This is a genomic window from Streptomyces sp. NPDC056527, assembly GCF_042794475.1.
In the GTDB taxonomy this organism is placed as follows: domain Bacteria; phylum Actinomycetota; class Actinomycetes; order Streptomycetales; family Streptomycetaceae; genus Streptomyces.
Map to the genome: position 1 here is coordinate 63,044 of NZ_JBHTTQ010000012.1, position 12,367 is coordinate 75,410.

At 70.1% G+C, this 12,367-nt stretch carries 13 protein-coding genes, 1 tRNA gene and 1 pseudogene; 12 read left to right on the plus strand and 3 right to left on the minus strand.

What is annotated here, in order from left to right:
* Position 1: 1 nt before the first annotated feature.
* From ACFQ7Q_RS09545 to ACFQ7Q_RS09560, 4 genes are read left to right on the plus strand one after another with little or no spacing between them, the layout of a single operon-like run.
* The gene (locus ACFQ7Q_RS09545; RefSeq protein WP_383551742.1) at positions 2–436 is read left to right on the plus strand and encodes a roadblock/LC7 domain-containing protein; all 435 of its coding nucleotides are present in this window, start codon (positions 2–4) and stop codon (positions 434–436) included.
* A gap of 2 nt (positions 437–438) precedes the next feature.
* Positions 439–810: a DUF742 domain-containing protein gene (locus ACFQ7Q_RS09550; protein ID WP_383551839.1), complete on the plus strand. Its 372-nt coding sequence runs from the start codon at positions 439–441 to the stop codon at positions 808–810.
* Complete coding sequence (locus tag ACFQ7Q_RS09555; protein WP_383551744.1) at positions 788–1,411, plus strand: ATP/GTP-binding protein; 624 nt, start codon at positions 788–790, stop codon at positions 1,409–1,411. The genes ACFQ7Q_RS09550 and ACFQ7Q_RS09555 overlap by 23 nt, the downstream gene beginning before the upstream one ends.
* Entirely contained in the window at positions 1,408–1,977 is a 570-nt protein-coding gene (locus ACFQ7Q_RS09560; RefSeq protein ID WP_383551746.1) for a GAF domain-containing protein, read from the plus strand. Before ACFQ7Q_RS09555 ends, ACFQ7Q_RS09560 begins: the two co-directional genes overlap by 4 nt.
* 79 nt (positions 1,978–2,056) lie before the next feature.
* Here ACFQ7Q_RS09560 and ACFQ7Q_RS09565 read toward each other — a convergent pair whose 3' ends face one another.
* Positions 2,057–3,256 (minus strand): acyl-CoA dehydrogenase family protein, encoded by a 1,200-nt coding sequence (locus ACFQ7Q_RS09565; RefSeq protein WP_383551748.1) that lies wholly within the window; start codon positions 3,254–3,256, stop codon positions 2,057–2,059.
* 537 nt (positions 3,257–3,793) lie between these two features.
* On the opposite strand from ACFQ7Q_RS09565, the gene ACFQ7Q_RS09570 reads away from it, so the two are divergent.
* The gene (locus ACFQ7Q_RS09570; RefSeq protein WP_383551750.1) at positions 3,794–4,165 is read left to right on the plus strand and encodes an MmcQ/YjbR family DNA-binding protein; all 372 of its coding nucleotides are present in this window, start codon (positions 3,794–3,796) and stop codon (positions 4,163–4,165) included.
* Positions 4,166–4,193: 28 nt separating this feature from the next.
* Here the strand turns inward: ACFQ7Q_RS09570 and ACFQ7Q_RS09575 are convergent, their stop codons facing one another.
* Complete coding sequence (locus ACFQ7Q_RS09575) at positions 4,194–5,087, minus strand: transketolase family protein (protein ID WP_383551752.1); 894 nt, start codon at positions 5,085–5,087, stop codon at positions 4,194–4,196.
* A 19-nt stretch (positions 5,088–5,106) separates the two neighbouring features.
* A complete protein-coding gene (locus tag ACFQ7Q_RS09580) occupies positions 5,107–5,793 on the minus strand; it encodes a transketolase (RefSeq protein WP_383551754.1) in 687 nt (228 codons plus the stop codon).
* A gap of 128 nt (positions 5,794–5,921) precedes the next feature.
* Here ACFQ7Q_RS09580 and ACFQ7Q_RS09585 point away from each other — a divergent pair.
* From ACFQ7Q_RS09585 to ACFQ7Q_RS09615, 7 genes and pseudogenes are all read left to right on the plus strand, one after another.
* A tRNA-Pro gene (locus ACFQ7Q_RS09585) sits at positions 5,922–5,995 on the plus strand.
* A gap of 94 nt (positions 5,996–6,089) precedes the next feature.
* On the plus strand, positions 6,090–6,908 hold the full coding sequence (locus tag ACFQ7Q_RS09590) for a TSUP family transporter (protein ID WP_383551756.1): 819 nt from the start codon (positions 6,090–6,092) through the stop codon (positions 6,906–6,908).
* A gap of 69 nt (positions 6,909–6,977) precedes the next feature.
* Positions 6,978–7,199 (plus strand): annotated as a pseudogene (locus tag ACFQ7Q_RS09595) (LysR family transcriptional regulator); the annotation flags it as partial.
* A gap of 205 nt (positions 7,200–7,404) precedes the next feature.
* Positions 7,405–8,625, plus strand: coding sequence for a saccharopine dehydrogenase family protein (locus tag ACFQ7Q_RS09600; RefSeq protein ID WP_383551758.1), 1,221 nt, complete (start codon positions 7,405–7,407; stop codon positions 8,623–8,625).
* Positions 8,626–8,722: 97 nt separating this feature from the next.
* Positions 8,723–10,231: an APC family permease gene (locus tag ACFQ7Q_RS09605; RefSeq protein WP_383551760.1), complete on the plus strand. Its 1,509-nt coding sequence runs from the start codon at positions 8,723–8,725 to the stop codon at positions 10,229–10,231.
* A 1-nt stretch (position 10,232) separates the two neighbouring features.
* The gene (locus ACFQ7Q_RS09610) at positions 10,233–10,649 is read left to right on the plus strand and encodes a universal stress protein (RefSeq protein WP_383551762.1); all 417 of its coding nucleotides are present in this window, start codon (positions 10,233–10,235) and stop codon (positions 10,647–10,649) included.
* 257 nt (positions 10,650–10,906) lie between these two features.
* Entirely contained in the window at positions 10,907–12,316 is a 1,410-nt protein-coding gene (locus ACFQ7Q_RS09615; RefSeq protein WP_383551764.1) for a family 2B encapsulin nanocompartment shell protein, read from the plus strand.
* The last annotated feature ends 51 nt before the right edge of the window (positions 12,317–12,367 follow it).

Here is a 12,367-nt window from a genome sequence, read left to right on the forward strand (position 1 = left end):
CATGGCGAGCAATGTGCCGAACGGCCATTCCTCGGATCTCGACTGGCTGCTGAGCGGTCTGGTCCAGCGGGTCCCGTACACCCGCAACGCGGTACTGCTCTCCTCCGACGGCCTGGTGAAGTCGGTGCACGGCCTCGACACCGACGCCGCCGACCACATGGCCGCGCTGGCTTCCGGGCTGTACTCGCTCGGCCGCAGCGCCGGCGCCCGGTTCGGCGACGGCGGCGAGGTGCGGCAGGTGGTGGTCGAGCTCGACTCCACCCTGCTGTTCGTCACCACCGCCGGTTCCGGCACGTGTCTGGCGGTGCTCGCCGGACGCGAGGCGGACGCCGCGGTCCTGGGCTACGAGATGGCGATGTTGGTCAAGAGCGTCCGGCCGTATCTGGTCACCCCCGCCAGACAGGCGGCGGGCGCGGCGCGCACCGTGGGGCAGTGAGCGTGACGTCCCCTCAGGAGGGACCCTGGCTCGATGACGCGGCAGGCCGGCTGATCCGCCCGTACACCGTGATCGGCGGCCGGACCCAGCCCACCACCGCGCTCGACCTCCTCTCCATGGTGATGGCGACGGGCACCACACCACAGGCCCACATGGGGCCCGAGCACAGCCTGGCCCTCGGGCTCTGCGACGGCCCCACCTCGGTGGCGGAGATCGCGGCGCACTTACGGCTCCCCGCGGTCGTCACCAAGGTTCTGCTCTCCGATCTCGTGGACTGCGGGGCGCTGACCGCCCGGGCACCCCGCTTCCACGCCAACCCAACCGACCGTTCCTTGCTGGAGGCAGTGCTCGATGGCCTACGACAACGGCTCTGAGCGCCACGAGAGTTTCGCGACCGACCCGTTCCCCACCGCGCTCAAGATCCTGGTGGCGGGTGGCTTCGGCGTGGGCAAGACCACCTTCGTGGGCGCGGTCAGCGAGATCGAACCGCTGAGTACCGAAGAGCTGCTGACCCAGGTCAGCGCGGCGACCGACAGCCTGGAGGGCGTGGAGTCCAAGACCACGACCACGGTCGCGATGGACTTCGGGCGCATCACGCTCGACGACCGGAACGTGCTGTACCTGTTCGGCACTCCGGGCCAGGAGCGCTTCTGGTTCATGTGGGACGAGCTCTCCGAGGGCGCGCTCGGAGCGGTCGTCCTCGCCGACACCCGACGCCTGCAGGACTGCTTCTCCGCCGTCGACTTCTTCGAACGGCGCGGCATCGGGTTCGTCGTGGCGGTCAACGAGTTCGACGGCGCGTACCGCTACGACCCGGAGGAGGTACGGGCGGCGCTCGACCTCAGGCCCGAGGTGCCGGTCGTGCTCTGCGACGCCCGGATCTCCAGCGCCGGCATCCGTACCCTCCTCACCCTCGTCCAGCATCTGCTCACCACCATCCCGGCCCCCGTGCCGAGCTACGGAGCACCGTCATGACCTACGACCCGACCGGTCATCTGCTGCTGACCCCCGTCGACCGGGAGGCGCCCGCGCGTGTGCGACGGCTGCGCGAACTGGGCCTGGGGGAGCGACCGGAGCCGGCGTTCGACGAGTTCGCCCACCGGCTCGCGGACGTGACCGGTGCTCCGTACTCGATGGTCAACTTCATCGACGAGAACCGTCAGTTCTTCGCCGGGCTGCACACCCCGGCCGGCACCCACTCGGGCAGCGACCTGGGCGCGGCGGCCGCCGGCGGCGACGTCGGCAGGTACATGGCCCGGGACCACGGCTACTGCCCGCACGTGGTGGTGCGCCGCAAGGCGCTCGTCCTGGAGGACGTCTGCGACTACCCCCGGTTCGCGGGGAACCCGGTGGTGGACGAGATCGGCATCCGCTCCTACATGGGCGCGCCGCTGATCGACCGTACGGGCATCGCGCTGGGCACGATCTGCGTCGTCGACACCGACGTACGACCGTGGGGCCGGGCCGGTCTGGAGACGATCAAGACGCTGGCGGCGGAGCTGGTGGAACAGATCCACCGCCGCGAGGACGGGCTGATCTGACCCGCTCCTCGGAGGACACGCCCGTGCGCCCCGGGACGGCTTCGCCGTCGTCCCGGGGCGCACGTGCGTGTGCACGCGGTCAGGCGTGTGCGGGTTCCAGCTTGACCAGGTCCGAGAGCCGCTCGGACCAACTGCCCTTGTCCTGGCCGAGTGCGACCTCGGCCAGCCGCAGGAGCTGGATGTCGGAGGTGCCCGCGGGGGCGAAGATGTGGTGCGCGTCGCGGAGGTAGCGCTCGATCGGACGGTCCGTGAAGAGACCGGCGGCCGCGTGGATCTCCATCGCGTCGCGCCCGGAGTCGATCGCCGACTCCACGTTGACCAGCTTCGCGTTCATCAACTCGGTGTCGCAGGACAGCCCCTGGTCGAGCAGATGCACCGCGTGGTACGCGGCGAGCCGGGCCGTCATCAGCCGGGACTGCATCTGACCCAGCTTCAGCTTCACCGTGGGCAGGTGGTGCAGCGGCTTGCCGTAGCGGATGCGCTCCGCGCAGAACCGGGTCGTCTCCTCCAGGATCGCCTGGTGGATGCCGAGGGAGACGGCCGTGAGGTTGGCCCGGCCGTACAGCACGCTCGACGAGTACGCGACGGACAGGCCGTCGCCCTCGTCGCCGAGCCTGCTGGAGGCCGGGACCCGGCAGTCCTCGAAGACGAGCTCACCGAAGCTGAAGCCGTGCAGCCCCATGGCCGGTTGCTGGGGGCCGAGCCGGAAGCCCGGGCGGTCGGACTCGACGAGGAAGGCCGTGAGCCCCTTCGACCCGGGCCCGGTCCGGACCACCACACCGTGCAGATCGCCGACGTGGCTGTTCCCGACGAAGACCTTGCTGCCGTTGAGGACGTAGTCGTCGCCGTCGCGGACCGCGCTCGCCGTCATGCCGAGGACGTGGCCGCCCGACTCGGGTTCGGTGACCGCGATGGTCGGCAGGCACTCGCCCGCGGCGATGGCGGGGAGCCAGGTCTTCCGCTGGTCGTCGCTGCCGAAGTGGAGGATCTTCGCGGTGCCCAGCTGGGAGGCCTGCACCATGGCGCCCATCGCGCCGCTGATCCGGGAGAGTTCCTCGATGATGATGGTTTTTGCCAGGTGGCCCGCGCCCATTCCGCCGTACTCCTGGCCGATTGTGGCGCCGAGCCAACCCTGCTCGCAGATCAGCCGGGACAATTCGTGGTGCACCGACCGGGACGCTTCCATCTCGGCTATTCGAGGCCGGACCTCACGCTCCGCGAAGTTCCGGACCGTTTCCCTGAGCTGATGATGAAGGCGACTGCTGAAGTAGCTGTCCATACGAGTACCTCCCCTGCGAAACGCCTGCTCGCTCGGTTGTTCGAGCAGGTGGTGCATCGGCGGTGGCCCCGTCCCGAACAGGCCGACACTCCATGGTGTTGATCTTTCTCGGGCGGATCAATATCGCCACGGAATTTGTCTGAAACCGGAGTGGTTGACGATTGAATCTGTCTGTGTTTCGTGTGGACTCGGCCTGTTCGGGAGGCCTTCAGCGGCATTCGCCGTGGGCATCTTTCTGCCACATGCCAAAGGCAAAGAATCGCTGGGCATATGGCATCGAGAGGTACCGGTCCACCTCATAGGCCACCTCTTCACCACAGGGGCGGAATGCCGGAGGAATCCCCGTGGGCGGGCGGAAGCGGAACCGCGGGGCGGGGTGTGATCGCTCCGTGTGGCGAGGCGCTATCCAGTCGCCCGGGTGTGCGTGGAGGCGCGGGAGCTCGTGACGAGGAGTGACGGGCGCACGCTCCCGCGCGTGCGCCCCGGGGCGGCACCGGCGAGGGGGTCGGTGTCAGTGGCGGGTCGTACGGTCGACGTATGGCCACTGCCGACGACGTACGCAGAATCGCGCTCTCGCTGCCCGGGGCGGTCGAGAAGCTCGCCTGGGGCATGCCCACCTTCCGGGCGGGACCGGGCGGGAAGATCTTCGCCTCGCTGGACGACGACGATCAGGTGATCGGCGTGAAGTGCCCCAAGGAGGAGCGGGAGGAGCTCATCGCGTCCGAGCCCGCCAAGTTCTTCATCCGGGAGGGCCACGACGACGGCTACGCCTGGGTACGTGTCCGGATCGGCGCCCTTGACGACGAGGGGGAACTGCACGCGATCCTCGCCGACTCCTGGCGCCAGGCGGCTCCGCGCAGACTCCTGCAGCAGTACCCGGAGGTGGGGGTACCGCCCGAGGAGGGCTGAGCCGCCGGCCGGCGTCGCGGGCCCTGGCTCACCCGCCGAGGAAGGACGTGACGCGGCCGCGCAGTCCGGCCGGGTCGAGGCCCTGGCCCGCCAGGTGCTCGTCGATGCTGCCGTACGTGCGCAGCTCCCGCCGGGAGACCCCCAGGCCGAGGACGCGGTGGGGGAGCGCGGCGAGTGCGTCGTTGGCGGCCGCCGTCGACGTGCCGGCGAGGTAGGGCTCGACCAGGACGACGTCCGGGCGCGCGCCGGCGGCCGCCCGGCGCAGGGCCTCGGCGTCGAAGGGGCGGATCGTGGAGGCGTAGAGGACGGTCACGTCGAGGCCCTCGGTGGCGGCCAGGACGTTGTCCAGCATGGGTCCGACCGCGACGACGACCCCGTCCCGCCCTTCGCGGACGGTGTCGAAGCCGGTGGAGACGGGGCGCGGGGAGGCGTTGGACTGGAGCGAGAGCCGGACGTAGACGAGATCGTCGCCCGCGGCGGCCCGGCGCAGCAGCGTCTCCGCCTCGTCCGGGTGGCCGGGAACATGGACCGTCCAGCCGTCGAGGGTGTCGAGCAGCGCCACGTCGCCGGGCGACATGTGCGTGAATCCGCCGGCGGGCCAGTCGTAGGACGCCCCGGCGTTGACCAGGATTCCGCTCACGCCCTGATGTCCGAAGTCCAGCTTCAGCTGTTCGAAGGGGCGCTCGACCAGGAAGCTCGCGAAGGTGTGCATGATCGGGCGCATCCCGGTGAGGGCGAGCCCGCCGCCCGCGCCGATCAGCAGCTGCTCGCGGATGCCGACATTGATCACCCGGTCGGGGTGGCGCCGCTCGGCCTGCCGGAATCCGTCCCGGCTGATCTCGGCGAGGACGAGCGCGAGGCGGGGGTCCTCGTCGAGCAGGCGGCCGGTGGTCGAGATGAAGCGGTCTCGCATGGTGTCCACGGGGGTTCTCCTTGGGGGATCAGGCGTTCTTGGGCTCGACGCGGGCGACGACGGCGCGCGGCCGGCCCGGGTGCGGCGCGGTGAAGGCGGCGTACAGCGCGTCGTGATCGCGTCCGTCGACGGTCTCGGCGGACCATCCGGCGGCCTCGAAGCGGGAGGCGATTCCACCGGGCCAGCCGTAGGTCGCGGAGCTGTTGTCGATGACGAGCGTGTGCAGCTGATCGAGACCGGCGGGTCCCGCGTAGGCGATGGCCTCGTGATTGCTGCCCTCGTCGAGCTCGGCGTCCCCGATGAGCACCCACACCCGCGGTTCGGCGAGCCCCTGCGCGCGCAGCCCGAGCGCGGTCCCGACGGCGATCGGCAGTCCGTGCCCCAGGGACCCGCTGCCGATCTCGGCGCCGGGCACGAGCGTCCGGTCGGGGTGGTGCCCGAGCGGTGAGTCGTACGACCCGAAGCCGGTGAGCAGCTCCTCGGGGAAGAAGCCCTTGGCGGCGAGGACGGCGTAGTACGCCATGGGCCCGTGCCCCTTCGACAGCAGGAACCGGTCGCGCCCAGGCTCCTCGACGGTCTCGGGCGACACTCGGAGCACCCGGTCGTACAGCACCCAGAGGGCGTCGAGGGTGGAGGTGGCGGCGGGGGAGTGCTTCTCGTCGCCGGTCATCAGCGCCATGAGGGCGTGGAGCCGGTCGATGTCGGTGATCGTCATGGCACTCACCGTGCAACCTCAAGCGAGGTCGAGGTCAAGCGCGCAAAGTGGTTCGTGACCACCCAGGGAAGTGCGGTATTGTTCTCATGCGCGTTCGGCCGGGGGGAAATCCCAGGTCAGACGGGCACCGGGACGTGGCGCAGCTTGGTAGCGCACTTGACTGGGGGTCAAGGGGTCGCAGGTTCAAATCCTGTCGTCCCGACTTTTCGAAGTCGCAGATCGAGGGGCCGTTTCAGAGCAATCTGAAGCGGCCCCTCGATCGTTCTCGGGCACCCGCTCCAGTGAAGCCGAGGGCGATGAGGCTGGGGGGTTCGGTGGAGTGGGAGCTGGGGGCCGCCGGCCTCGTGGTGGGGATGCTGATCGCCGTGGTGACGGCGCCGGTGGGCGTGTCCGGGGCGGTGTTCCTGCTTCCGGTGCAGCTGAGCGTGTTCGCCGTGCCCAATCCGGCCGTCACGCCGACGAATCTGCTCTACAACATCGTGGCCGGGCCCGGCGCTCTGCTGCGCTACCGACGGGACGGCGCGCTGCGAGGGCCGCTGGTACGTCTGCTGGTGCTGGGCACCCTTCCCGGTGTCGTCGTCGGCGCGGTCGTACGTGTCTTCGTCCTGCCCGGTCCGCACGTCTTCCGGCTGCTGGTCGCCGCCCTGATGCTGCCCCTGGGGCTCTGGCTCGTCTTTCGCACCGTCCGCCCCGGAGTTCCCCGAGAGGGGCGACGCACTCCGCCACCACGGACGATCACCGGTCTGGCGCTCGCCGTCGGGATGGTGGGAGGGATCTACGGCATCGGGGGAGGCTCGATCCTGGGCCCCGTTCTCGTCGGCCGCGGGATCCCGGTCGCCAAGGTCGCCCCCGCCGCGCTCGCCTCCACCTTCGCCACCTCGCTCGTCGGCGCCTCCACGTTCGCCCTCCTCTCGCTCTCCCGGACCGGCAGCATCGCCCCCGACTGGTTCCTCGGCCTGTCCTGCGGCCTCGGCGGCCTCGTCGGCGGCTATCTCGGCGCCCGCCTCCAGCCCCGCCTTCCGGAGACCCTGCTCCGTCTCCTCCTCGGCGCACTGGCCACCTCGCTCGGCGCCCTGTACGCGATGGAGACCGTCGCAGCGCTCGGCGGTCGCTAGCGCGGAGTGGACAGCCTGTGAACGCGGGGGCGTTGCAGCCTGCCGCCGAGGAGATCACGGCAATGGACGCCGCTCGGCGGGACGCTCGGCGTCGCCGGCCCCGACGTCCTCGCGCTGGACGAGATCGGTCGGATCACCCTCGCCGCACGCGGTGACGCCCGCGTCGTCGTCACCGACGACCAGGCGGGCATGTTCGCCGCCGTCCGCGGCGACGTCCTCACCGCCGGACCCGGTGCACGCCTGGCCCCCACGCACTGCCGCGACCGGCTCAGCACCACCCTTGCCGCCTGATCGGATCGACACGTTTCCGAGGGGCGGAAAGGCCCGGCTCCGTCCGCCGTGCACGCGCTGGGCCATCGGGGGGTCGCATGTCTTCCGCTGGTGGCCGGGGTGCGGACGAGGCGGCATCATCGGGGATGACGCGACCCTCGTCCGTCGATGCCGACCTCTCGCCGCTCGGGCCGAGCCCGGAGGCGGAACGAAGGAGTGCTGCACCATGCGCATCCTCATGGTGGGGGCGGGAGGTGTGGGCACGGCGATCACCAGGATCGCGGCCCGCCGTTCCTTCTTCGAGCACATGGTCGTCGCCGACTACGACCCGGCGCGGGCGGAGTCGGCCGTCGCCGCCCTCGGGGCGGACGAGCGCCGCTTCACAGCGGCCCGGCTCGACGCCTCGGACTCGGACGCCGTGCGGGCCGCCCTCGCGGAACACCGCTGCGACGTCCTGCTCAACGCCACCGACCCCCGGTTCGTACTGCCCCTCTTCGAGGCAGCGCTCGCCGGGCGCGCCCACTACCTCGACATGGCCATGTCCCTGTCCCGGCCGCACCCTTCACGCCCGTACGAGGAGTGCGGTGTGAAGCTCGGGGACGAGCAGTTCGCCCGTACGGCCGAATGGGAGGAGGCGGACCGACTCGCGCTCGTGGGAATGGGCGTGGAGCCGGGCCTCTCGGACGTCTTCGCCCGGTACGCGGCCGACGAACTCTTCGACGAGATCGAGGAGATCGGCATCCGTGACGGCGCCGACCTGGTCGTCGACGGATACGATTTCGCCCCGTCCTTCAGCATCTGGACGACGATCGAGGAGTGCCTGAACCCGCCCGTCGTCTACGAGGAGGGGCGGGGCTGGTTCACCACCGCGCCCTTCAGCGAGCCGGAGGTCTTCGACTTCCCGGAGGGCATCGGGCCGGTGGAGTGCGTGAACGTCGAGCACGAAGAGGTGCTGCTGGTCCCACGGTGGCTGAAGGCCCGTCGGGTCACCTTCAAGTACGGACTCGGCGACGAGTTCATCGGCGTCCTGCGCACCCTTCACAAACTCGGTCTCGACCGCACGGATCCGGTGAGCGTGGAGGGTGCCTCGGGCAGGGTCGCGGTCTCGCCGCGGAACGTCGTCGCCGCCTGTCTGCCCGACCCGGCGACCCTGGGCGACCGGATGCACGGCAAGACGTGCGCGGGCACGTGGGTGAAGGGGACCAAGGACGGACGGCCCCGGGAGGTGTACCTCTACCACGTGGTCGACAACCAGTGGTCGATGCGTGAGTACGGCTCCCAGGCCGTCGTGTGGCAGACCGCGATCAATCCCGTGGCCGCTCTCGAACTCGTCGCGACCGGGGCCTGGCAGGGCCGTGGCGTACTCGGCCCCGAGGCGATGCCACCGCAACCCTTCCTCGACCTCCTCACGGAGTACCAGGCGCCATGGGGGATGCGCGAGCAGTGACCCGTGCGGCGGTCTGCACATGCACGTCGGGTGGAGCCTCCCTACGATGAAGGCGTCGGTCTCGCCGTTCTGGCCGGCTCGTCGGGAGCGAGGGAACATGGCCGCCGAGGATGCCGCGCCCACAGGGCGCCCCGTGGGTCTGAAGGCCAACGCGATCGGTTTCGTCGATGCGCTCGTCATCGGGCTCAACTCCACCTCCCCCGCATACTCGCTCGCGGCCGTCATCGGCCCCATCGTCGCGCTGGCCGGCATCTACGCGCCGGGCGTGATGTTCGCGTCCTTCGTGCCGATGCTGCTGATCGCATCCGCGTTCTACTACCTGAACAAGGTGGACCAGGACTGCGGTACGACCTTCTCCTGGGTCACGCGTGCCATGGGCCCCTGGGCCGGATGGCTCGGCGGCTGGGCCATCGCGATGACCGGAGTCCTGGTCGTCGGCTCGCTCGCCGACGTGGCCGTCAGCTTCGCCCTGCTCGCCTTCGGCCTCGACAGCTGGGTGGACAACACCTTCGTACGCCAACTGCTCACCGTGCTGCTCATCCTGGTGATGACGGCCGTGTGCGTCATCGGCACCGAACTGTCGGCCAAGGTGCAGAACGTCCTCATCCTGGCGCAGGTCGCCTGCCTGCTGATCTTCGTGGGCGTGGCGCTCTACGCCGTCTACAACGGCACGAGCAAGTACCCATCGGTGGAACCCGAGTTCAGCTGGCTGAATCCGTTCGGCGCCGGTGGCGCGGCGCTGACGGGCGGGCTGCTGCTCGGCGTCTTCATCTACTGGGGCTGGGAATCGGCGGTCAATCTCACCGAAGAGGTCGAGGACTCCGCCAGCGCGCCCGGCAAGGCGGGGCTCTGGTCGACCGTCATCCTCCTGGTGACCTACGTGTCCGTGGGCTTCGCGGTCGTGGCGTACGCCGGTCCGACGTTCCTGTCGGAGAACGCCGGCGAGGAGGAGTTCATCTTCGCCCAGCTCGCCGGGGACGTACTCGGCGGCTGGGACTGGGTCCTGCTGCTCGCCGTCTCCACCTCCGCCATCGCCTCGACCCAGACCACCATCATCCCGGCCTCGCGCACCGCGCTGTCCATGGCGCGCCGCCGGGCGCTGCCCGCGCACTACAGCCACATCAGCCCGCGCTTCCGCACCCCCGACGTCAGTACGTGGTGGGTCGCCGGCATCGCCATCGCCTGGTACCTCGTGGTGAGCCAGATCAGCGAGAACGCCCTCTTCGACTCACTCACCGCGCTGTCGCTGCTGATCTCCTTCTACTACGCGCTCACGGGCCTGGCCTGCGCCGTCTACTACCGTCGCCATCTCTTCGAGAGCGTCCACAACTTCCTGCTGATCGGGCTCGGGCCCCTGGTCGGTGCCGGACTGCTGACCTGGCTCCTGGTGCGGTCGGTCTCCGACATGGCCGACCCGGAGAACTCCTACAGCGGCACCTCGTGGTTCGGACTCGGCCCTCCGCTCGTCATCGGCATCGGCATCGCCATCACCGGTGTGGTCATCATGTTCGTATGGCGGCTGCGGGCCCCCGCGTACTGGCGGGAGCGCCCGAGCGTGGTCGACCCCGACCTGGTCCACGGCCACGGCCACGGCAAGGAGTCCTGAGATGACGGTCGTCCTGGGCTACGACGAATCCCCCGGCGCGGCCCGCGCGTTGCGCATCGCGGTCGAGGTGGCCGCCGCCTTCGACGAGCGACTCGTCCTGGTCTACGGCGCGGCGGCCCCCGGCCCCACGGGCGAGGAGTACGCGTCCCACCACGAGGCCATCCGCCAGGCCGGCCGCACCGGCCTGGAGCACGCGGTCGCGGAGGCCGACCGGGCGGGCGTACCGACCGTCGTCGAGGTGATCGACGAGAAGCCGGCCCAGGCCCTGATCGACGCGGCGAACCGCCACGCCGCCCGCGTCATCGTGGTCGGGAGCTGGGGCGAGAGCCCGATGCGCGGTGCCCTTCTCGGTTCGACCCCCCACAAGCTCCTCCACATGTCCACGGTCCCGGTCCTCTGCGTCCCTCCCGAGGAGTGAGCGCTCCGGATCGCAGGGGGGTGCGTGTGCTCTCGGCCAAGCGGTCCGGATGTCGTCGTTCGGCCCCGTAAACACCCCGCCGAGCAAGATCACTGTTTTGAGGTAATACCCGAGGCCGCATGGGGCGAGCCGGGCGTACCGGGCGTTACTGTTCCCCGGGATCTGGACGGATTCCCAGAGGTTCGTCCCCCTTTCTTCCTCTTCGTGGTCGGCGCGCGTACGCCGATCGCCACCCCCTGCCAAGGAGAGCTCGCCCGATGACCGTTGAGACCAGGGCGGAAGCGCAACAGGAGCCGAGTCGGCAGTCCCTCGGCACCGCGGCTGCCCGTAACCTCGCCACCACCACCAAGTCCGCTCCGCAGATGCAGGAGATCACCTCCCGCTGGCTGCTGCGGATGCTCCCCTGGGTCGAGACCAAGGGCGGCGCCTATCGGGTGAACCGGCGGCTGAGCTACACGGTCGGCGACGGTCGCATCGACTTCGTCCAGGACGGTGCCGACGTCCGGGTGATCCCCCGGGAGCTCGGCGAACTGGCCCTGCTGCGCGGGTTCGACGACCTGGATGTCCTCACCGCACTCGCCGACCGGTGCGCCCAGCGCGACTTCCGCGCGGGCGAGGTGCTGGTCGAGCGCGGTACGCCCGCCCGACAGATCCATCTGATCGCCCATGGACGCATCAACCAGATCTCCGCCGGCAAGTACGGCGACGAGGTCGCCGTCGCCGTCCTCGCCGACGGCGACCGGTTCGGTGACCACACCCTCCTGGACGGCCAGGGCACGTGGGACTTCACCGCCACCGCCGAGACCGCCGGCACCCTGCTCACCCTGACACGCGCCGACTTCGACGCCGTGATGTCCACGGCGCCGAGCCTGCACGCCCACATCCAGCGGTTCAGCTCACTGCCCCATCAGCGGCAGAACCGCCACGGCGAGGCCGAGATCGCGATGTCCGCCGGCCACGTCGGCGAAGTCGCGCTGCCCGGCGCCTTCGTCGACTACGAACTCAAGCCGCGGGAGTACGAACTCTCCGTCGCCCAGACGGTCCTGAAGGTCCACACGAGGGTCGCCGACCTCTACAACGGGCCGATGAACCAGACCGAGGAGCAGCTCAGGCTCACCATCGAGGCGCTGCGCGAGCGCCAGGAGCACGAGCTGATCAACAACCGGGAGTTCGGTCTGCTCCACAACGCCGACTTCAAGCAGCGGATCCAGCCCCACTCCGGCCCGCCCACCCCGGACGACCTCGACGAGCTGCTCTGCCGCCGTCGCGGCACCAAGCTCTTCCTCGCCCACCCCCGGACCATCGCGGCCATCGGGCGCGAGCTCAACGCCCGCGGGATCTACCCGGACAACGTCGACCTCGACGGGCAGCAGGTCCTGGCCTGGCGCGGGGTGCCGATCCTGCCCTGCAACAAGATCCCCATCAGCCGGGAGAACACGAGCTCGATCCTCGCCATGCGAACCGGTGAGGACAACCAGGGCGTCATCGGCCTGCGCCAGACCGGGCTTCCGGAGGAGTACGAGCCGGGCCTGTCGGTGCGCTTCATGGGCATCGACGAGCGGTCGATCATCTCGTACCTGGTCACCACCTACTACTCGGCAGCCATCCTCGTGCCCAACGCGCTCGGCGTGCTGGAGAACGTGCAGATCGCCCGCAGGCACGACTAGAGCACCCGTCCGCGTGCCGCGACGGCCCGGACCGGGAACCGGGGCAGGGCG

Coding starts and splice junctions, on each gene's coding strand:
- ACFQ7Q_RS09545 (WP_383551742.1), top strand. CDS start 2: ATGGCGAGCAATGTGCCGAACGGCCATTCCTCGGATCTCGACTGGCTG.
- ACFQ7Q_RS09555 (WP_383551744.1), top strand. CDS start 788: ATGGCCTACGACAACGGCTCTGAGCGCCACGAGAGTTTCGCGACCGAC.
- ACFQ7Q_RS09560 (WP_383551746.1), top strand. CDS start 1,408: ATGACCTACGACCCGACCGGTCATCTGCTGCTGACCCCCGTCGACCGG.
- ACFQ7Q_RS09565 (WP_383551748.1), bottom strand. CDS start 3,256: ATGGACAGCTACTTCAGCAGTCGCCTTCATCATCAGCTCAGGGAAACG.
- ACFQ7Q_RS09570 (WP_383551750.1), top strand. CDS start 3,794: ATGGCCACTGCCGACGACGTACGCAGAATCGCGCTCTCGCTGCCCGGG.
- ACFQ7Q_RS09580 (WP_383551754.1), bottom strand. CDS start 5,793: ATGACGATCACCGACATCGACCGGCTCCACGCCCTCATGGCGCTGATG.
- ACFQ7Q_RS09590 (WP_383551756.1), top strand. CDS start 6,090: ATGAGGCTGGGGGGTTCGGTGGAGTGGGAGCTGGGGGCCGCCGGCCTC.
- ACFQ7Q_RS09600 (WP_383551758.1), top strand. CDS start 7,405: ATGCGCATCCTCATGGTGGGGGCGGGAGGTGTGGGCACGGCGATCACC.
- ACFQ7Q_RS09605 (WP_383551760.1), top strand. CDS start 8,723: ATGGCCGCCGAGGATGCCGCGCCCACAGGGCGCCCCGTGGGTCTGAAG.
- ACFQ7Q_RS09610 (WP_383551762.1), top strand. CDS start 10,233: ATGACGGTCGTCCTGGGCTACGACGAATCCCCCGGCGCGGCCCGCGCG.
- ACFQ7Q_RS09615 (WP_383551764.1), top strand. CDS start 10,907: ATGACCGTTGAGACCAGGGCGGAAGCGCAACAGGAGCCGAGTCGGCAG.